This window comes from Marinobacter sp. C7 (genome assembly GCF_022343555.1).
Taxonomy (GTDB): domain Bacteria; phylum Pseudomonadota; class Gammaproteobacteria; order Pseudomonadales; family Oleiphilaceae; genus Marinobacter.
The window spans coordinates 1,037,494-1,056,916 of the sequence record NZ_JAKQZH010000001.1 but is presented as its reverse complement, the minus strand read 5'-3'; the positions used below and the strand labels follow the sequence as shown (position 1 = coordinate 1,056,916).

General features: G+C 60.6%; 17 protein-coding genes. 10 read left to right on the top strand and 7 right to left on the bottom strand.

The features are described from left to right. Positions 1-216 precede the first annotated feature (216 nt). The 7 genes from MD273_RS04905 to yjgA all read left to right on the top strand — a co-directional run bounded on the left by MD273_RS04905 (position 217) and on the right by yjgA (position 6,247). Positions 217-1,734, top strand: a complete 1,518-nt coding sequence (locus MD273_RS04905; RefSeq protein ID WP_239036647.1) for an RNA polymerase factor sigma-54 — start codon at positions 217-219, stop codon at positions 1,732-1,734. Between the two features lie 15 nt (positions 1,735-1,749). Further along, positions 1,750-2,061, top strand: a complete 312-nt coding sequence (hpf, locus tag MD273_RS04900) for a ribosome hibernation promoting factor (protein ID WP_113863403.1) — start codon at positions 1,750-1,752, stop codon at positions 2,059-2,061. An 84-nt stretch (positions 2,062-2,145) separates the two neighbouring features. Beyond that, positions 2,146-2,616, top strand: coding sequence for a PTS IIA-like nitrogen regulatory protein PtsN (ptsN, locus tag MD273_RS04895; protein WP_239036646.1), 471 nt, complete (start codon positions 2,146-2,148; stop codon positions 2,614-2,616). 28 nt (positions 2,617-2,644) lie between these two features. Beyond that, positions 2,645-3,529, top strand: a complete 885-nt coding sequence (gene rapZ, locus MD273_RS04890) for an RNase adapter RapZ (RefSeq protein WP_239037612.1) — start codon at positions 2,645-2,647, stop codon at positions 3,527-3,529. Between the two features lie 6 nt (positions 3,530-3,535). Further along, complete coding sequence (locus MD273_RS04885; protein ID WP_239036645.1) at positions 3,536-3,805, top strand: HPr family phosphocarrier protein; 270 nt, start codon at positions 3,536-3,538, stop codon at positions 3,803-3,805. Positions 3,806-4,169: 364 nt separating this feature from the next. Continuing rightward, a complete protein-coding gene (gene mgtE / locus MD273_RS04880; RefSeq protein ID WP_239036644.1) occupies positions 4,170-5,531 on the top strand; it encodes a magnesium transporter in 1,362 nt (453 codons plus the stop codon). Between the two features lie 194 nt (positions 5,532-5,725). Next, complete coding sequence (yjgA, locus tag MD273_RS04875) at positions 5,726-6,247, top strand: ribosome biogenesis factor YjgA (RefSeq protein WP_239036643.1); 522 nt, start codon at positions 5,726-5,728, stop codon at positions 6,245-6,247. A gap of 203 nt (positions 6,248-6,450) precedes the next feature. Here yjgA and MD273_RS04870 read toward each other — a convergent pair whose 3' ends face one another. From MD273_RS04870 to MD273_RS04840, 7 genes are read right to left on the bottom strand one after another with little or no spacing between them, the layout of a single operon-like run. Next, positions 6,451-7,293, bottom strand: a complete 843-nt coding sequence (locus MD273_RS04870) for a carbon-nitrogen hydrolase family protein (protein ID WP_239036642.1) — start codon at positions 7,291-7,293, stop codon at positions 6,451-6,453. A 19-nt stretch (positions 7,294-7,312) separates the two neighbouring features. Next, a complete protein-coding gene (locus tag MD273_RS04865) occupies positions 7,313-11,047 on the bottom strand; it encodes a YhdP family phospholipid transporter (protein ID WP_239036641.1) in 3,735 nt (1,244 codons plus the stop codon). 39 nt (positions 11,048-11,086) lie between these two features. Continuing rightward, a complete protein-coding gene (gene rng / locus MD273_RS04860; RefSeq protein ID WP_239036640.1) occupies positions 11,087-12,568 on the bottom strand; it encodes a ribonuclease G in 1,482 nt (493 codons plus the stop codon). Next, positions 12,565-13,167, bottom strand: a complete 603-nt coding sequence (locus tag MD273_RS04855) for a Maf family protein (protein ID WP_239036639.1) — start codon at positions 13,165-13,167, stop codon at positions 12,565-12,567. Before MD273_RS04855 ends, rng begins: the two co-directional genes overlap by 4 nt. A gap of 4 nt (positions 13,168-13,171) precedes the next feature. Next, complete coding sequence (gene mreD, locus MD273_RS04850; protein WP_239036638.1) at positions 13,172-13,651, bottom strand: rod shape-determining protein MreD; 480 nt, start codon at positions 13,649-13,651, stop codon at positions 13,172-13,174. Continuing rightward, positions 13,651-14,517 carry a rod shape-determining protein MreC gene (gene mreC / locus MD273_RS04845; protein WP_353050308.1) on the bottom strand — a complete coding sequence of 289 codons (867 nt, stop codon included), beginning with the start codon at positions 14,515-14,517 and terminating at the stop codon, positions 13,651-13,653. The genes mreD and mreC overlap by 1 nt, the downstream gene beginning before the upstream one ends. 29 nt (positions 14,518-14,546) lie before the next feature. After that, complete coding sequence (locus MD273_RS04840) at positions 14,547-15,587, bottom strand: rod shape-determining protein (RefSeq protein ID WP_239037610.1); 1,041 nt, start codon at positions 15,585-15,587, stop codon at positions 14,547-14,549. Between the two features lie 372 nt (positions 15,588-15,959). Here MD273_RS04840 and gatC point away from each other — a divergent pair, with 372 nt between their 5' ends. The 3 genes from gatC to gatB are packed head-to-tail and all read left to right on the top strand — an operon-like array spanning position 15,960 to position 19,236. Next, a complete protein-coding gene (gene gatC / locus MD273_RS04835; protein WP_092000994.1) occupies positions 15,960-16,247 on the top strand; it encodes an Asp-tRNA(Asn)/Glu-tRNA(Gln) amidotransferase subunit GatC in 288 nt (95 codons plus the stop codon). Between the two features lie 57 nt (positions 16,248-16,304). After that, positions 16,305-17,762, top strand: coding sequence for an Asp-tRNA(Asn)/Glu-tRNA(Gln) amidotransferase subunit GatA (gene gatA, locus MD273_RS04830; RefSeq protein ID WP_239036637.1), 1,458 nt, complete (start codon positions 16,305-16,307; stop codon positions 17,760-17,762). A gap of 22 nt (positions 17,763-17,784) precedes the next feature. Further along, positions 17,785-19,236 carry an Asp-tRNA(Asn)/Glu-tRNA(Gln) amidotransferase subunit GatB gene (gatB, locus tag MD273_RS04825; protein ID WP_239036636.1) on the top strand — a complete coding sequence of 484 codons (1,452 nt, stop codon included), beginning with the start codon at positions 17,785-17,787 and terminating at the stop codon, positions 19,234-19,236. Positions 19,237-19,423: the final 187 nt, after the last annotated feature.

The following is a 19,423-nucleotide window of genomic DNA, read 5'->3' as shown; positions in this document are numbered from 1 at the left end:
ACATGGTCAGGGTCTCCACTTGGGGTCAGATGAAAGTATTCATCAGACCCCTGAGTTAAGACCCCCGAGTTAGCTTTCATGTTCAATCTGGCCCCCGTTTCCAGTAAACTCGGCAAAGAACTTGCTTGCTACGGCAACTAGCTAGCATACAAAGCATTTTTTCTCTGATGCCAAGGCGACAGAGCGTGACGAGTAACGGATCCTGAATTTATGGTGATGAAAGCTTCATTACAGTTAAAGCTGGGTCAAAGCCTGACCATGACGCCCCAGCTGCAACAGGCGATCCGGCTTCTGCAGCTCTCTACCCTCGATCTGCAACAGGAAATCCAGCAGGCCCTCGATTCCAATCCCATGCTGGAAACCTCCGAGGACGACGACCATTCCGAGGCACCGGCGGACAACACCGAAAGCCGGGACGAGAACGATCACGATCAGGTTTCCGCGGCCAGCCAGGACAGCAACGACGACTGGGATGATACCGGCCCGGACTGGACCAACGAGAGCGAGGTTCCGGACAACATTCCCGACGATCTGCCGGTGGATACTGCCTGGGATGACATCTACCAGTCAGCTCCGGCTCCGGCGGCCCGGAACGAGGACGACAACGAGCAGGATTTCGAGACCCGCAATTCGCCCGCGGAAACCCTCCACGATCACCTGGAATGGCAGATCAACCTCACACCCATGAGCGAACGGGACCGGGCCATCGCCCACGCCCTGCTCGATGCGGTGGATGATCGGGGCTACCTGACCAGCCCGCTGGAGGAAATCCATGCCGGGCTGCAGGACGACGCCGACGAGGACCCCCTGGAACTGGACGAGGTGGAAGCGGTCCTGCACCGGCTCCAGCATCTGGACCCGGCTGGCGTGTTCGCCCGGGATCTGCAGGAATGCCTGCTGATCCAGCTGAACCAGTTACCGCCGGCGACCCCCTGGCTGGCCCAGGCACGGCTGGTGATTACCCACTACATCAACCTTCTGGGTAATCGCGATTACGCCCAGTTGCTGCGCCGTAGCCGGCTGAAAGAAGACCAGTTGCGGGAAGTGCTGGCCCTGATTACCGGCCTGAATCCCCGGCCCGGTGATGTCATAGACCATGGCGAGCCGGATTATGTCATCCCCGATGTTATTGTCAGCAAACACAACGGCCGCTGGCGGGTAGAGCTGAATCCCGAAATCGCACCCCGCATCCGCGTCAATGCGAGCTATGCTTCTCTTATAAAGCGTGCGGACAGCAGTGCAGACAATACCTACCTGCGCGACCAGCTGCAGGAAGCCAAATGGTTCATCAAGAGCCTGCAGAGCCGGAACGAGACCCTGCTGAAGGTGGCCACCCGCATCGTGGAGCACCAGCAGGGCTTCCTGGACCAGGGTGAGGAGGCGATGAAGCCGCTGATCCTGTCCGACATTGCCCAGGCCGTGGAGATGCACGAATCCACGATCTCCCGGGTAACGACGCAAAAATACATGCATACGCCCCGGGGCATCTTTGAGCTGAAATACTTTTTCTCCAGCCACGTCAGCACGGATGAAGGTGGTGAATGTTCCTCAACGGCCATTCGCGCGATGATCAAGAAACTGATTGCCGCGGAAACTCCCAAAAAGCCATTGAGTGACAGTAAAATTGCAGCCATGCTAGGAGAACAGGGCATCAAGGTGGCAAGACGCACCGTGGCCAAATACCGGGAGGCAATGCATATTCCGCCTTCCAATGAACGCAAACGACTGGTGTAACAACAGGAGACGCCTATGCAACTCAATATTTCAGGCCATCACGTAGAACTGACTCCCTCCCTCAAGGACTATGTCACCGAGAAGTTCGACAAACTGGAGCGCCACTTTGACCACATCTCCAATTGTCAGGTCACGCTGGAGGTCGAGAAGGTACGCCAGATTGCTGAGGGGACTCTGCATGTCGCGGGTGGCGGTGAAATTCATGCAAAGGCCGAGAACGAGGACATGTACGCTGCGATCGATGCCCTGATCGACAAGCTGGATCGTCAGGTCCTCAAGCACAAGGAAAAGAACGTAGACCGGATGCACGGTAACGGACAGCGTTAACAGTCCGCCTCCATGCAGTAATCCAATGGCGCTGCGGCACTTCGGGTGTCGCAGCCTTTTTTTTAACGGAAATGCAGTCGATCCATGAGCGACACATCCCTGACCATAGACAACATCCTTGTACCGGAGTTGACACTCTGCCGGGTGCCGGCCTCCAGCAAGAAGCGGGTTCTGGAGTTCATCGCTGAAAAGATCCACCAGCAGGACGAAACCCTGAGCGATACCCAGATCTTCAACAACCTGATCGCGCGCGAGCGGCTCGGTAGCACCGGAATCGGCCAGGGGATTGCCATCCCCCACTGCCGCCTGGAAGGCCTGGACCGGGTTATCGGCGTACTGATGACGCTGGAGGAAAGCGTCGAGTTCGATGCCATCGACAACCAGCCCGTCGACCTCGTCTTTGCCCTGATCGTGCCCAAGGAGGCAACCAGCGAGCACCTTGAGCTACTGAGCCAGTTGGCCGAGAAGTTCAACGAGCGGTCCTTCTGCAACGGACTGCGCGAATGCGAGGACGCGAAAACGCTGTATGAGCGTATGACAGCCGCGAGTGGCTGACCCCTACCGTACCGGAGGCAAGCTGGGCATGAAGTTGATCATCGTGAGTGGCAGGTCAGGCTCGGGCAAGAGTACAGCATTGCACGTACTGGAAGATCTGGGCTTCTACTGCATCGACAACCTTCCCATCGGGTTGCTGTTCCCGCTGACCCGGGAAGCGGCGGCACAGGAAACGCCAGGCCGCCTGGACAAGATGGCCGTCAGCATTGATGCCCGGAATCTGTCCGGAGAGCTGGCCAATTTCGAAGACCTCTACAACCAGCTCCAGGCAACCGGCATCAAGGTTGAGATCATTTTCCTGGACGCCGATGAGCAGTCACTGCTCCAGCGGTTCCATGCCACCCGGCGCAAGCATCCACTGAGTGACGACAAGACCTCCCTGCGCGAAGCCATCACCAGCGAGAAGAAGCTGCTGGAACCCATCTCCAAGCTCGCCGACCTCTACGTCAACACCACCGGCATGTCGATGTACGAGCTGCGGGACCAGGTCAAGCAACGGGTGGTGGGCCGCAAGGAGCAGGAACTGGCCCTGCTGTTCCAGTCCTTCGGCTTCAAGCACGGCGTACCACTGGATTCCGATTATGTGTTTGATGTCCGCTGCCTGCCCAACCCGTACTGGGATACCAGCCTTCGCAAATATGTGGGCACCGACCAGCCGGTGATCGATTTTCTGGAGCGGGAGCCGGCCAGCCGGAAAATGGTCGATGACCTGATCGCCTTTCTCGATACCTGGTTGCCGGGCTTCGCCGAAAGCAATCGCAGCTACATGACCATCTCCATCGGCTGCACCGGCGGCCAGCACCGCTCTGTGTATATCTGCGAACAGCTGGGCAAGCATTTCCGCGAACACTACAACAACGTGCAGGTGCGCCACACCGAGTTGCCCCACCTGCAAACCCGGGAAGAGACCTGAACCGTCATGATCCGCCGCCCTATCACCATCATCAACAAACTCGGCCTGCACGCCCGCGCTACCGCCAAACTGGTGGCGACCGCCTCGGACTTCGACAGCAAGGTCCGGATCGCCCGCAACGACCGTGAAGTGGACGCCAAGAACATCATGCAGGTGATGATGCTTGCCGCCAGTCAGGGTACCGAAGTGGAGCTGATTGCCGACGGGCCGGATGAGGCAGAGGCGGTTGAGGCACTGGTGGAGTTGATCGATGACTACTTTGGTGAAGGGGAATAAGGGGCCGATGCACAGGGGTCTGAAGAAGACCTTCTTCTGACGCCGAGTTTGGCGCATGCTCTGCAAAGGGGTCTGAAGAACACCTTCTTCTGACCCCGAATTCGATTCAGCCTCCGTGCCAGATCTGAAAATGGGGTCAGATGAAAACTTTCATCAGACCCCTGAGTTGCGATTCAGCCTCCGTGCGAGATCTGAAAATGGGGTCAGATGAAAGCTTTCATCTGACCCCTGAGTTGCGGGCCAGCTCTTGGAATGGGGTCAGAAGAAAGTGTTCTTCAGACCCCTGAGGGATTATCTCCGTTTTAACTCACCTGTACCGCCTAACTCCGCTATAATAAAGGCGTTTTCAGCAAGCAGGTGATTCATGACCGATATTCTGGAGAAAGGCCAGGCCAAACAGCGTTTGCGCTCACTGAGTGAGGCGCTCGACAGTGGTGCCCTCAAGCAGGTTGCCCGCATTCTCAATGGCGGCCTGAGTCCCAGTGATATCGCCCACCTGCTCGAATCCTCCCCACCCCGCCAGCGTGCCCTGCTCTGGAATCTGGTGGAGAAGGACCTCGAGGGTGAAGTCCTCCAGTACCTCAGCGATGACATCCGTAGTTACTTCCTGAGCCAGCTCAATGCCCAGGAACTGGCGGACATCATCGAGGATTTCGAGTCGGACGACCTCGCCGACTTGCTGCAGCAGCTGCCGGACACGGTCATCCAGGAAGTCCTGGACACCATGGACGAGCAGGACCGGCTGCGGGTCGAGGAGGTGCTGTCCTACCCGGAGGACACCGCCGGCGGCCTGATGAACACGGACACCATTACGGTGCGTCCCGACATCAGCATCGACGTTGTGCTCCGTTACCTGCGCCGGCACCGCAACCTGCCGCCCATGACCGACAGCCTGATCGTGGTCAGCCGTCGGGATGATTTTATCGGCGTGTTGCCCATCACCCGGATCCTCGTGTCCAACCCGGCATCGACGGTCCGGGAAGTCATGGACACCGAAGTCGAGCCCATTCCCGTGACCCTTTCCGACACCAAGGTAGCGACCCTGTTCGAACGCTACGACCTGATCTCGGCGCCGGTGGTCAACGAGGAGGGCCGACTGCTTGGCCGGATCACCATCGATGACGTGGTCGACGTTATCCGGGAAGATGCTGACCACTCCCTGATGAGCATGGCCGGTCTGGACGAGGACGAAGACACCTTCGCCCCGGTCTGGAAAACCACCCGCCGCCGGGCAGTGTGGCTGGGTATCAACCTGATCACCGCATTCATCGCCTCGGCAGTGATCGGCCTGTTCGAAGACACCATCAGCAAGGTGGTGGCCCTGGCGGTGCTGATGCCCATTGTCGCCAGCATGGGCGGCATTGCCGGCAGCCAGACCCTTACCCTGGTGATCCGGGGGATGGCCGTGGGACAGATCAGCGGCGCCAACGTGCGATGGCTGTTGAACCGGGAATTCTTTGTGGGGGCCCTGAACGGCCTGTTCTGGGCCCTGGTCGTCGCCACGGCCGCGGCAGTCTGGTTCCAGGATCTCATGATCGGCGGGATCATCGCTGCGGCCCTGGTCATCAACCTCGTGGCAGCGGCCTTTGTTGGCACCATGTTGCCGCTGTTTCTCAAATCCCGGAATATTGATCCCGCCTTGGCAGGGAGCGTAATCCTGACCACGGTGACGGATGTGGTAGGGTTTATGGCGTTTTTGGGGTTGGCGACAATTTTCTATGCCTGACGGGCAAAGGTGGGGCCTGATATTAACTTGGGGTCAGATGAAGGCTTTCATCTGACCCCGGCTTAAGGCAGGCCACTGGCGTTGAACGTGAACATGGGGTCAGAAGAACGCTTTCTTCTGACCCCGGCTTTGGCGTTGAACATGACATGGGGTCGGAAGAAAGCGTTCTTCGGACCCCGGCTTCAGGATCCACTATGACAGAACACCACGACGACGAATTCCAGGAGGACCTCGGTCCCAGCAAATCCCAGATCAAGCGGGAAATGCACGCCCTGCAGGAAGTGGGCAAGCGAATGCTGGATCTGAGCGATGACCAGCTCAACAGCCTGCCGATCAGCGACACCCTCAAGGCGGCCATCGTTGAGTCCCGCCGCATCCGTAAGCATGAGGCCCGTCGACGGCACCTGCATTATATCGGCAAGATCATGCGGAACGAGGAGGACCCTGAGGCCATCGAACGCAGCCTGGACGCCTTCGACGCCGGCAGCGCCGAGCATACCCGTCGCCACCACCTGGCCGAACGCTGGCGCGACCGCATGGTTGCCGAGGGGGATTCGGCGGTGGGGGAGTTTATCGACTATTGCCCGTCGGCCGATATCCAGCATCTGCGGAACCTCGCGCGTAATGCCAAGAGGGACGCGGAAAAGCAGAAAAATACCGGGCAGGCAAAGAAGTTGTTCCGGTATTTGCGGGAATGCGTGGATGAGGTGGAGTGATTGAAGATGGGGTCAGATGAAAGCTTTCATCTGACCCCGGGTTTGGAGCCGGCACCCGGAGTCTGTTGATCAGGCTGGGGTCAGAAGAACGCCTTCTTCTGACCCCGTTTTCAGACGCAGCCCCCGACTTGGAGGCAAAAATGGGGTCAGAAGAAAGCGTTCTTCTGACCCCGTCTTCCGTCCGGCCCGCCCCAGGATCCTGATCAAAGCCGCCGATGCTCCCACACCGGCATGTTCGTCCTCACCTGCTTCAGCCGTTCCATATCCAGCTCACCGGCAATCACGCCAGGGCCGTCCTCTTCCCTTTCCGAGGTAATCCTGCCCCAGGGGTCGCAGATCAGGGTGTGGCCGTAGGTCCTGCGGCGCTCGCTGTTCTGGCCGCCCTGGCCGGGCGCAACAACCCAGACCTGGTTCTCGATGGCGCGTGCCCGGATAAGGGCATGCCAGTGGGCATCGCCGGTCTGCCAGGTGAAGGCACTCGGCAGACAAACCCATTCGGCGCCCCTCTCCCGCAACGCGCGGAATAACTCGGGGAAGCGCAGGTCATAACAGATGGCCATCCCGAGCTTGCCCACCGGCGTATCGACGATCACCACCTGTTCCCCCGGCTCGAAGGTATCCGATTCCCGGTATTGCCCGTGCGCGTCTTCCACTTTGGCGTCAAACAGGTGAATCTTGTCGTAGCGGCCCACTTCCTGTCCCTGGTCGTCGTAAACCAGACACGTGGCCCGTACCCGCTCCCCGATCGTCGATCCGTCGGGTCGGCTGGCCAATGGCAGGGATCCGCCGACAATCCAGAGACCGAGCTTTCGGGCCTGGGCCGACAGGAACTCCCGGATCACCGGCTTGTCGCCAGCCTCCGTCCGGCCACAGTCGAGCATGTCCCGGGTCGACAACACGGCAAAGTTCTCCGGCAGTACCGCCACCCTCGCGCCCTGCCGGGCCGCCTCGGCCAATAAGCGTTCCGCCTCTGCCAGATTCGCCTCGATGTCCCGGGTGCTCACCATCTGGATTGCAGCTACCCGCTGAGCTGACTTGGTGGTCATAAGCCCTTCTCCCCTTTCACTATTCTCCGGTATCGAAAACCCGGCGAAGATCGACCTCGGGATTATCCCAGGTCCCGGTCACACTATAGGTGGCACTGGTCAGTTTACTCAACGGGTCACCCAGGACCTTGTCCAGCACAAACAACGCCCCGCCAATCGGTGCTCCGGCGCCCATTAGCAGTGCCGCCAGCGGCAAATTCTGGGTCAGTGGCAGCACCACCACCAGCCGCATGTCCAGGGTTTCCGCCGACAGATCCGTCGTGCCATTGAGTTTGAACGCGCCGGAGGGGCCCACAATCTGGAGTTCCGGGCTCAACGTCACCAGGCCGCTGCTGATCCGGGCGGTTCCAGAAATGGCATCAAAGGCCACGCCGCGCTCGTACAGGTCCGAGAAATCCAGTTGCAACCGGCGCCAGAGGGTGTCCGCATTGAGCAGGTTGAAAATCCGGAACAACTGGGCTGTGCTGTTCTGCTCCAAAATGATGCCATCGTCGAGCCGCAGGCTGACGGTTCCGCTCACCTCCCGCATGGAGAAATCATCCGGCCGGCCGGGCCAGTCCAGGTCGAGTTCGATATTGGTCTGCTGATTTTCCAGCGGAATTTCGGTTCCGAACAATTGGTTCAGGTCCGTCAGGGCGCCACCGGTCACGGAACCGGCAAAACGCGTTACCTCTCGGTCGCTGGCAATGCTCCAGGTCATGTCACCCAGCAGGGTCAGGGAATTGAGGCGGCCCTCGATGGTATTGACCTTGAGCTGGAAAGGCTCCGGGCGCAACCGGAATGACCAGGCACCCACGGTTTCGTCGTTGAGCTGCAGATCACTGATACTGACATCAATGTCCGGCCAGCTTCCCATATCGAGCGCCCGGAAAGCTTCCAGCTGTTCGTCGAGGGTCAGCAATTCCGGCTGGGCCTCTCGTTGCTCGTCATCGCGGACCAGCCTGAGAACCTCAAAATCCGCCTTTACCGGCTCTGCTCCGTCCGGAAGAACAACCCGACCGATGGCTCTCTCGGAACGGGTACTGACGACCCAGCGATCCTCCAGTTCCAGTGCATTGATTTCAATGTTTCTCAGGGTGTGGGGCCCGAGGTAGAGGTGGCCGAGCATCAGGTCGAAACCGGTATCGTGCCAGAGAAAATCGAAACCCATCCGGTTCTCCCAGCTACCCGCAATACGGACGCCTTCCTCGGCGAAGGCGTCGATGGTTGCCTCCAGGGGCGCCTGCTCGTCGGCGCTCTTGGCCAGCGGCTGCGGCCAGTCCACCGCAAGTCCCTCAAGGTCCGAGCTGACCCGGATGCCGGAAGTGGTATCAGCGCCGACCGTCAGGCCGGCAGAATAATTGAGGGTGCCCCGGAGCCCGAAACTGCTGTCGCTCTCCAGGCCTGCCTGGCGAAACACCTCCGGAACAGTCAGTTGGCCATCCTGACGAATCGCCAGTCCCTGGCCATCCGGCCCGACACTGAGACTGACCGCAACCGGGTCACCGAAAAACAGGGCATTGAGGGGGCCTCCCGAAAAACCCTCGACAGTGTGGTAGGTCAGATCACCGGACAGGTCGGTCCAGCTGAGGTTGGCCTGCGGGTAACGCACCGAGCCATCATCGGTGCGGATGCGCGCCTGCACGACCGGCTCTCCCGCTGCGCCAAGGGGCAACTCCAGGTCCAGATCCAGCGCATACTCTCCACCATAGACCAGGCTACGGGCGGCGGTGCCGGCCATTTCTCCAAGCGGGCTGTTCTCCATCCAGAAGGGTACGGCGTCACCAGCGACTTTTGCGGCGGCGTCAACATAGAGCCGCGTATCATCACCGGGGACAACCCTCACCCGGCTCGGTCGCAGCTCCAGCCCTCCGGTGCGGCCGGAGACCAGCTGTACCTCGGTATCGCCATTGTGAATATCCACCCTGCCGTTGGCCGAGGTCACCTCCGGCCAGCGCTCATCGTAGCGGACCGTCGCGTCTTCGAAGGTGTACCACATGGAGGATACGAAAGAGCCTCGGGGTGCACCGCGGCCGATCTGGCCGTGGCCATAGTAGACCCCCTCGGTAATCCTGGCCTCGGTGATCGCGGTTGTCAGCCAGTCGTAGAGCCCCGGATTTACAACCTTGGCCGGAACGAAATCCGCCAGCATGTCCGCTCGACCGCCTTTCACACCGACACGCAGGCCCAGATTGTCCTCGCCTTCCCGGTCCATACGCAGATCAAAGGCCCCGGTCAGTGTCGTCTCAGCACCGTAACTCATGCGAATGTTATCCGAGTAGACACGGGTGATGGGGCCGTCCATTAGCCAGGCCACCGTGCCACTCGCTTCGCGGAACAACCAGTCACCGTTGAACAGCCGGGGAAAGCCCAGGCTGACCGGTTCCTCCGTCGGCATGAGTTCTACGGAGCCGGAATACCGGCGCAGGGAGATCCTGCCGTTCAAACCCGCCCCGCCGGGCGCGCCGCCGTGAGCCTGCACCCGGACATCCCGCAAGAGACCGGTGAGCTCGAACTCTGCCCAATCCCCTGCGGGCAGCCTCAGGTGCAACCGATCCAGATACCCCCGGGGCCGGTAATTCTCGAGCGCACGGCCGGCGCGCTCTGGCAGCAGAGGCAGGACGGCAAGCAAGCGGCGCAGAGGACCAATGGGGAGCGCATCCGCGACAATTTCGACATCACCGCTGTCCCGGGGCATCAGGCGCATGCTGAATGGGGGCACCGTGATGTCGTTCCAGGTCCATTGCAGCTCCTGGAGATGGAATTCCCCGCGGGAAACCACGGCGTCACCACCTTTTTCCGACCGGCGCCAGCCGAAACGGGCGCTGATATCCTCGATGGGAGCCAGAGATTCGGTGCCGACACCCAACTGCAGGTAGGGCGTCTGCACCGACCCGTTTGCCTGCTGCAGGAGGCCATCCCGGAACGTTAACCACAGTTGCCCGCCCAGATCGAAGCCTTCAACCCGCAGTGTGCGCCACTGGTATTCGTCGATCAGGCCATCAAACAGACGGCCGGAAGCCACGTCCAGATACAGCTGACCGGTGAAACCACCGCGGAAAAACTGCCGGCCGACCAGGTTGAAGCTGGCCAGTTGCTGGGTGGTTCCCGGCTGCATGGCCCGCCCGGAGGCCCGGAACAGCCCCCGATAATAGACCAGATCCAGTTGGGGAATCTCCAGATGACGCAGTTGGTCCTGGTTGTCCCGGATGGCCAGATTGACGCGAGTGAGTTTGATATAGGGATCAGACAGCCAGCGCCCCGCCAGCTCAAGCCAGTCCCGGAATTCACGGCGGGCTGGTTCGGGCAGATCCGCACCTTCGACACCAACCTCTCCATCGGGCGTCTGGTTCAAAGTCAGTTCAAGACCATCGGCCTCGAAAACTTTGAAAACGACCCGGAACCGGAACAGGGAGGCGAGAAAGTCGAGGCGGATGCGCAGGTGCTGGAGACGGGCCACGTAGTCACCGGTCCCCGGCTCCACGACCTCTATATCGCGCGCCAGTAAGGTCGGGTCCAGCCAGTTCCAGCGTGCATCCAGCGCGCCGATCTCTACCTGTTTGCCAGTGCGCGCGGACAATTCGAGTTCGAGATCATCCCGGAAACTGTCAATGTTCTGGGTCAGCTGGCGGCCGATTCCGGCATACAGCGCGAACAGGATCAGGACCGTCAGCAGGGACCACCACACCAGACTCGACAGCCTCGCCGCCAGACGTACCGGCCGGCTTTCAGGGGGAAGATCCGGCAACCGCGGCCCGTGATCGGCTGAGGACATGGGTTCAGTTACTCCCCGGGCCGGTAACGCGCCCCGCCATCAGAGCAGGACAACATCGTACTGCTCCTGACTGTAGAAGGGCTCCACCTGGAAGCGGATGGTCTTGCCGATAAACGTCTCCAGATCGGCCACATTGTCGGATTCCTCGTCCAGCAGCCGATCCACCACCTTCTGGGAGGCCATGACAAGGTAACTCTCGGCATCATAGGCACGGTTGACCCGCAGGATTTCCCGGAAGATTTCGTAGCACACGGTCTCTGCGGTTTTCAGAAAGCCGCGCCCGTCACACACCGGACAGGGCTCGCACAGCACCTGGCCCAGACTTTCGGTGGTGCGCTTGCGGGTCATCTCCACCAGACCCAGTTCCGATACTCCGGTAATCTTGGTCTTGGCGTGATCCCGTTCCAGCATCTTTTCGAGCATGCGGTGGACCTGGCGCTGATGCTCGGAATCCTCCATATCAATGAAGTCGATGATGATGATCCCGCCCAGGTTACGCAGCCTGAGCTGACGACTGATGGCGCGGGCAGCCTCCAGATTGGTCTTGAAGATCGTCTCTTCGAGGTTGCGATGCCCTACGAAGGCGCCGGTGTTGATGTCGATGGTGGTCATCGCTTCGGTCTGGTCGATGATGACATAGCCACCGGACTTCAGCTGGACCTTGCGGCTCAGGGCCTTCTGGATCTCATCCTCGACCGAGTAAAGATCGAATATCGGCCGTTCGCCGGGGTAGTACTCCACTTTACCGGCAAACTCGGTGACGAACTCCTGAACGAACTCCATCACCCTCTGGTAGCTTTCCCGGCTGTCGATCCGGACCTTCTCGGTCTGCGGCCGGACCAGATCACGAATGGTCCTGATGAAAAGCGGAAGGTCCTGGTAGACCACTGCCGGCGCCTGAACCTTGGCAATGCGTTCCTGGATTGACTGACTCAGGCGGTGCAGGTACTTCATGTCGCCGATAAGGTCTTCCGCCGGCGCCGCCTCGGCCGCGGTCCGGATGATGTAGCCACCCTCCACGTCGGTGCTTTCCGCCGAGGCCTCCCCGATCAGGGTCTTGAGGCGTTCCCGCTCGTTATCATCCTCGATGCGTTGGGAAATACCGATATGACTCACGCCGGGCATGAACACCAGGTACCGGGACGGAATCGAGAGCTGGGTCGTGAGTCGAGCGCCCTTGGTGCCGATCGGGTCCTTGGTGACCTGAACCACCAGGGACTGGCCTTCACGCAGCAGCGTACGAATGTCCGGTACGGTTTTCGGGCCATCGGTCGCTTCGTCGGCCGATGACTGCCCGGTGATCACATCGGAGGCATGAATGAAGGCAGCCCGTTCCAGGCCGATATCGACGAACGCGGCTTCCATTCCCGGCAGCACCCGGACGACCTTGCCCTTGTAGATGTTGCCAACGATGCCCTTACGGCTGGTGCGCTCGATGTAGGCCTCCTGCAACATGCCGTTTTCCACCAGGGCAACCCGGGTTTCGACCGGCGTGACGTTGATCAGGATTTCTTCACTCATTCTTGGCTCTCCATACTGCGCGGCCAGTTCGTCCATACCGGGAAGCCGGCCGCTGCCAGTAGCTCAGCAGTCTCCTGCAAGGGTAAACCGACCACAGCGCTGTAACTTCCCCGGAGTTCCTTCACAAAAATACCACCAAGACCCTGAATTCCATAACTCCCGGCCTTGTCCATGGGCTCCCCACTACCAACATAGGCATTGATCTCGTCGCCACCAAGTTGGCGGAATTCCACCTCGGTTACCACCAGGCAGGAGCGGCATTCGCCCCGATGCGCCAGTGCGACTGCCGTCATCACCTGATGAACACCGCCCGACAGACGCGCCAGGGTCGCACAGGCATCTGTTTTGTTCAGGGGTTTGCCCAGGATCTCGCCCTCAAGCACCACGGAGGTATCGGAGCCAATCACCAGCGCGTCCGGATGCTCTGCAGCCACCGCCAGGGCCTTCTCGCGGGCCAGGCGCTCAACATAGGCTTCCGCGGACTCGGCCGGTTCCGGCGTTTCGTCCACATCCGCCGGCCGGGTCGTGAAATACAGTCCGATCTGTTTCAGCAGCTCCGCCCGGCGCGGTGAGGCGGAGGCAAGAATCAGGTGAGACATCGCGCTAGCCCAGCTTGCGGTTGATGTTATCAAGGAGCACACAGACCACCGGCCAGATCACGGCACTGGTGGCTGCCGGCCACAGGTACCCGAATCCGGTATCGCCCTCCGCCCCGAGCACCTGCTTGATGAAATGTACCAGCATCTGGTTGATGCCCAGCAACAGAAACACCATCAGGCATTGCTGCGGCATGGGGTACATACGCAGACGCTGATGAATGGTCAGTACCAGAAAGGCAATCAGGCCCATGGCCATGGCATTCACGCCCAAAGGCGTCGCTTCCAGCACATCCAGAAGCAGCCCCAGGAACCAGGCCAGGAGAATGCCGAACTGGGCCGGCGCCCGGAAGGTCCAGTAAAACACCACCAGGCCGAGCCACTCGGGGCGGAATTCGAACCAGCCGACCGGAAAGAGCGAAATACTCAGGACCAGGGCCAGGACGACGGAAAATACAAAAACGGGATAACTGATCACTGACAACATCAGCTGTCCTCCCCGGAATCAGGGGCCTGAGCGGCGCTATCCTGCGGTTCTGCCTGCTCCGGCGGGAACACTGCCAGTATCAGGCGGCTCTGGTTCAGTTCCGCCTTGGGGATCGCCTGGATGGATACGAACGGTTCGCCCTGCTCCTTGGTGATCCGGGACACCTCTGCCACCGGATAACCCCGCGGGAAACGGCCGCCAAGACCGGAACTGACCAGCAGGTCGCCCTCACGGATATCGGCTGTATCCGGCACGTGTACCAGTTCCAGCGCATCCGGATCGCCCGTTCCCAGCAGTACAGCCCTCAGTCCGTTGCGGACCACTTCCACCGGCACGGCGTGGCTGCTGTCCGAAACCAGAAGCACCCGCGAGGTGATCTGGCTGGCCTGCACCACCTGGCCCATCAGGCCGTGGGCATCGAGGATAGCCTGGCCGGGGCTGACGCCGTCACTCAGGCCCTTGTTGATGATGATCTCATGGGAAAAGGGATCCGGCGACACACCCACCACTTCGCCGACGATCACCCGGTCGTCCAGCACTTCCGAGGAGTTCATCAGCCGGCGCAGTTCGTTGTTCTCGGATGCAAGGGCCGCGTACTTGAGAGCGCGGCGCTCGAGGATCAGCAGGCGGGCGCGGAGGTCTTCGTTCTCCTGCTGAAGGTCTTCCTTGGACACGAACAGGCCTGAGAACCAGTCACTGAACTGGTAGGGGGCGTTGCCCAGCCAGTAGACAGGGGCAAGCCCCGTGGCAATGGTACTGCGCACCGGTGAGAGCTTTTCAAAACGAGCGTCGGCAACGATTAACGCTGCCGACGCAAGAATGATCAGGAAGAGTCTGAACCCCGGAACGGGGCCCTGGACAAAGATGGTTTTAATGGCCAGTCCTCCCCACGGGCTTAACCCTCCTGGGAGAACATTCCGATGCCACCGCGATCAATGACTTCCAGTGCCTTGCCACCACCGCGGGCCACACAGGTCAGCGGGTCCTCGGCGATGATCACCGGCAAACCGGTCTCTTCACTGATGAGTTTGTCCAGGCCGCGCAGCAGCGCACCACCACCGGTCAGCACGATGCCGCGCTCCGCGATATCGGAGGCCAGTTCGGGCGGCGACTGTTCCAAGGCGCTTTTCACGGTCTGGACGATCTGGGCCAGGGATTCCTGCAGGGCGTCGAGAATCTCTTCGCTGTTCAGGGTAAAGGCCCGGGGTACGCCTTCGGCCAGGTTGCGTCCGCGCACGTCGATCTCGCGGATTTCCAGGCCTTCGTAGGCACAACCGATTTCGTGCTTGATGCGCTCGGCGGTGGAGTCACCGATCAGGCTGCCGTAATTGCGACGCACGTAGGTGACGATGGCTTCGTCAAACTTGTCACCACCGACCCGGACGGATTCGGCGTAGACGATGCCGTTGAGGGAGATGATCGCGATCTCGGTGGTCCCCCCACCGATGTCAACGATCATGGAGCCGCTGGCCTCCTCGACCGGCAGGCCGGCGCCGATGGCCGCTGCCATGGGCTCCTCGATCAGGAACACTTCCCGGGCGCCGGCGCCCAGTGCGGATTCGCGGATGGCCTTGCGCTCCACCTGGGTGGATTTGCTCGGCACACACACGAGGACGCGGGGGCTCGGAGTGATAAAGCTGTTCTCATGCACTTTATGGATGAAGTGCTGGAGCATCTTCTCGGTGACGACGAAGTCGGCAATCACACCATCTTTCATGGGACGGATGGCGGTGATGTTACCCGGAGTACGACCGAGCATGCGCTTGGCCTCGGAGCCGACGGCGGCGACCATTTTCTGGGAGTTGTTGGTGCGGATGGCAACCACGGAGGGCTCGTTCAGGACGATGCCGCGCTCACGCACGTAAATAAGGGTGTTGGCGGTGCCCAGGTCGATGGACAGGTCGCTGGAGAAAATGCCTCGGAGTCTTTTGATCAACATTCGTGTAGTTTCAACCTGAGAGTTGCGGTTGCGAAAAGAATGCGGCAACTTTAGCAGTGAGCACCTACTCAGGCAAGGCGCCATCGGGGCCCTCGGCCTTACCATTGTCACATTTTCCACATTATTCGGGGCCTCCCGCAATTGTTCGAATCTGTTACCATAGCCGATTGATTCTGACTTCGGTGAAGGGGCGCTTGGGGGACAGCTTTCCAAAACCCGCTCAAGCACGTCCCTGTGGCGCTTGAGCTCCGCCATCCATGGCTCCGCACAGTTTTGGAAAGCTGTCCCCCAAGCACCCCCAAACCCACGGGTAGCCTTCACTACCCGATCCGCGTTTATTAAAGAGATTTCATTTATCTGGGAGGCAATGTGAGCATTTCCCGCGAGGACATTGAAAAAGTTGCCGTGCTCGCCCGCATCAAGGTGGACGACGAGCAGGTTTCGGCACTGGAAAAGGATTTGGGCAATATCCTGGATCTGGTGGATCAGCTGAGTGCCGCGGATACCGATTCCGTGGAACCAATGGCACACCCACTGGACGCGGTGCAGCGGTTGCGGCCGGATGAGGTGACCGAGACCAATCAGCGGGAGGCGTTCCAGGCCATCGCACCGGCGACCGAGGACGGTCTGTATCTGGTACCGAAGGTTATTGAGTGAGCCCTGGCGGGAGCCAACCATCGGACGATCTGAATACCAGCGATTTCAGGATTCATCATGCATAACAAGTCTGTAGCAGAGCTTTCCCGCGAGCTGGAGAGCGGCAAGATTTCCAGTGTGGAACTGACCCAGCAGTTCCTCGACCGTCTGAAGCAGGAAGACGGCAAGTACAACAGCTTTATTACCATCACCGAAGAGCGGGCGCTGGCAGACGCCAAAACCGCCGATGAGATGCGGGCGGCCGGCAAGGCAACCGCCTGGACCGGTGTGCCTTTTGCCCACAAGGATATCTTCTGCACCAACGGTGTTCGCACCACCTGCGGTTCGAAGATGCTGGAAAATTTCGTTCCCCCATACGATGCAACGGTGACCGAGAGGTTCCGCCAGGCCGGCGCAGTGTGCCTGGGCAAGACCAACATGGATGAGTTCGCCATGGGCTCGTCCAACGAGTCCAGCCACTTTGGCGCGGTTACCAACCCCTGGGGTCTGGCATCCGGTGAGAAGCGCGTACCCGGTGGCTCCTCCGGCGGTTCGGCCGCCGCCGTTGCGGCGCGCCTGGTTCCGGCCGCCACCGCAACTGATACCGGCGGGTCCATCCGTCAGCCGGCGGCACTGTGTGGCGTGACCGGGCTGAAGCCGACCTATGGCCGGGTATCCCGTTACGGCATGATCGCCTTTGCCTCGTCCCTGGACCAGGGCGGCACCATGGCGCGGACCGCCGAGGATAACGCGCTGATGCTGAACGTGATGGCCGGCTTCGATCCGAAGGATTCCACCTCCATCGATCGCGAGGTACCGGACTACACCGCCACCCTGAACGAGCCGCTGAAGGGCCTGAAGATCGGTTTGCCAAAGGAATACTTCACCGACCAGCTGTCTCCGGCCATGGAAGAACAGGTTCGCAACGCGGTGAAGGAATACGAGAAGCTGGGCGCGACGGTGAAGGAGGTGTCCCTGCCGAACGCGAAGCTGGCGATTGCCGCCTACTACGTGATCGCGCCGGCGGAGGCCTCCGCCAACCTGTCGCGGTTCGACGGGGTGCGTTACGGCTACCGCTGTGAGGATCCGAAGGATCTGATGGACATGTACACCCGGACCCGGGCCGAAGGCTTCGGCACCGAGGTGAAGCGACGGATCCTGGTGGGTACCTATGCCCTCTCCCACGGTTACTACGATGCCTATTACCTCAAGGCCCAGAAGGTGCGCCGCCTGATCCAGCAGGATTTCGCCAACGCCTTCAAGGAAGTGGACGTACTGATGAGCCCCACTTCTCCGTCTCCGGCCTTTATCCAGGGCGAGAAGACCAACGACCCGGTCACCATGTACCTGGAAGACATTTTCACCATCGCGATCAATCTTGCGGGCCTGCCGGCCATGTCCGTGCCGGCCGGTTTCGTGGACGGGCTACCCGTTGGCCTGCAGATCATCGGTGATTACTTCGCCGAGGCCCGGCTGCTGAACGCCGCCCACCAGTTCCAGCAGGTGACCGACTGGCACCAGCGTGAACCGAAATAAGCCCGAGAGAGGAGACGAACACATGCAGTGGGATATCGTGATCGGGCTGGAAATTCACGTTCAGCTCGCCACCAGAACCAAGATCTTTTCCGGCTCCAGCACCGCCTACGGCGCCGAGCCCAACACCCAGGCCAACGCCGTTGACCTGGCCATGCCCGGCACCCTGCCGGTACCGAACGAGAACGCTTTCCGCTATGCGGTGATGTTCGGCCTGGCGGTAAATGCCGAGATCGGCCGTCGCTCCATGTTCGAGCGGAAGAACTACTTCTACCCGGACCTGCCCAAGGGCTACCAGACCACTCAGCTGGAGCAGCCGATTGTTGGGCCTGGCTATGTCGATGTCGACCTGGCCAACCGCGAGACCAAGCGCGTGCGCATCCACCACGCCCACCTGGAAGAAGACGCCGGCAAGTCCCTGCACGAGGACTATCACGGCATGTCCGGCATCGACCTGAACCGCGCCGGCACGCCGCTGATCGAGGTGGTCACCGAGCCTGACATGAACAGCGCCGAGGAAGCCGTGGCCTTTGCCCGCAAGCTGCACAGCATCGTGACTTCGCTGGGCATCTGCGACGGCGACATGTCCCAGGGCTCCATGCGTTTCGACGTGAACATCTCGCTCAAGCCCAAGGGCTCGGATGAGCTGGGCACCCGGACCGAGACCAAGAACCTGAACTCGTTCCGGTTCATGGAACAGGCCATCGCTCATGAGGTGGAGCGGCAGATGGACATCCTGGAAGACGGCGGCCGCATCATCCAGGAAACCCGCCTGTACAACGGCGACCGCGACGAGTCCCGCTCCATGCGGACCAAGGAAGAAGCCAACGATTACCGTTACTTCCCCTGCCCGGACCTGTTGCCGGTGGTGATCGATGACGACTTCATCGAAGACGCCCGCAGCCGTCTGCCGGAACTGCCGGACGCCCGCAAGGCCCGCTTCAAGGAGCAATATGGCCTGAACGACTACGACGCCGGCCTGCTGTCCGGTGACGCGAAGCTGGCTGCGTTCTTCGAGGAAGCGGCGGCACACGGCAAGGACGCGAAACTGGCGGCCAACTGGATCCAGGGCGAGTTTTCGGCCCGCCTGAAGGCGGAAGAGAAGTCCGTGGCCGAGTCTCCGATCACCGGCGCGCAGCTGGGTGATCTGGTGGTCCGCATTGCCGATAACACGGTGTCGTCCGCCGGCGCCAAGAAGGTGTTCGAGGCGCTGTGGACCGGCGAGAATGACAATGTGGATGCCATCATCGATGCCAAGGGTCTGAAGCAGGTGTCTGACACTGGTGCCCTGGAAGCCATGGTCGACGAGGTTCTGGCCGGCATGCCGGATCAGGTGGCCCAGTACCAGAACGAGGAAGACCCGAAGAAGCGCAAGAAGATGCTTGGCGGCTTTATGGGGCCCCTTATGAAGGCCTCCAAGGGGCAGGGTAATCCGAAGCTCTTTAACGAGATTCTTGTCAAGAAGCTTGGGGGGTGACCCGTTGGCTCTGGGTCGTGGTTTCTTGCTGCGGCCCTAGCCTTTATGGTTTGGGGGTGTCGCACGGGTGGGTCAGGCCTGCCAAAACCCGCTCCTTCGGCACGTCCATGTGACGCTTGAGCTCCGCCATCCATGGCTCCGCACAGTTTTGGCAGGCCTGACCCACCCGCGCTCGCCAAATTCAGAG

Coding starts and splice junctions, on each gene's coding strand:
- MD273_RS04905 (WP_239036647.1), top strand. CDS start 217: ATGAAAGCTTCATTACAGTTAAAGCTGGGTCAAAGCCTGACCATGACG.
- hpf (WP_113863403.1), top strand. CDS start 1,750: ATGCAACTCAATATTTCAGGCCATCACGTAGAACTGACTCCCTCCCTC.
- ptsN (WP_239036646.1), top strand. CDS start 2,146: ATGAGCGACACATCCCTGACCATAGACAACATCCTTGTACCGGAGTTG.
- rapZ (WP_239037612.1), top strand. CDS start 2,645: ATGAAGTTGATCATCGTGAGTGGCAGGTCAGGCTCGGGCAAGAGTACA.
- MD273_RS04885 (WP_239036645.1), top strand. CDS start 3,536: ATGATCCGCCGCCCTATCACCATCATCAACAAACTCGGCCTGCACGCC.
- mgtE (WP_239036644.1), top strand. CDS start 4,170: ATGACCGATATTCTGGAGAAAGGCCAGGCCAAACAGCGTTTGCGCTCA.
- yjgA (WP_239036643.1), top strand. CDS start 5,726: ATGACAGAACACCACGACGACGAATTCCAGGAGGACCTCGGTCCCAGC.
- MD273_RS04870 (WP_239036642.1), bottom strand. CDS start 7,293: ATGACCACCAAGTCAGCTCAGCGGGTAGCTGCAATCCAGATGGTGAGC.
- MD273_RS04865 (WP_239036641.1), bottom strand. CDS start 11,047: ATGTCCTCAGCCGATCACGGGCCGCGGTTGCCGGATCTTCCCCCTGAA.
- rng (WP_239036640.1), bottom strand. CDS start 12,568: ATGAGTGAAGAAATCCTGATCAACGTCACGCCGGTCGAAACCCGGGTT.
- MD273_RS04855 (WP_239036639.1), bottom strand. CDS start 13,167: ATGTCTCACCTGATTCTTGCCTCCGCCTCACCGCGCCGGGCGGAGCTG.
- mreD (WP_239036638.1), bottom strand. CDS start 13,651: ATGTTGTCAGTGATCAGTTATCCCGTTTTTGTATTTTCCGTCGTCCTG.
- gatA (WP_239036637.1), top strand. CDS start 16,305: ATGCATAACAAGTCTGTAGCAGAGCTTTCCCGCGAGCTGGAGAGCGGC.
- gatB (WP_239036636.1), top strand. CDS start 17,785: ATGCAGTGGGATATCGTGATCGGGCTGGAAATTCACGTTCAGCTCGCC.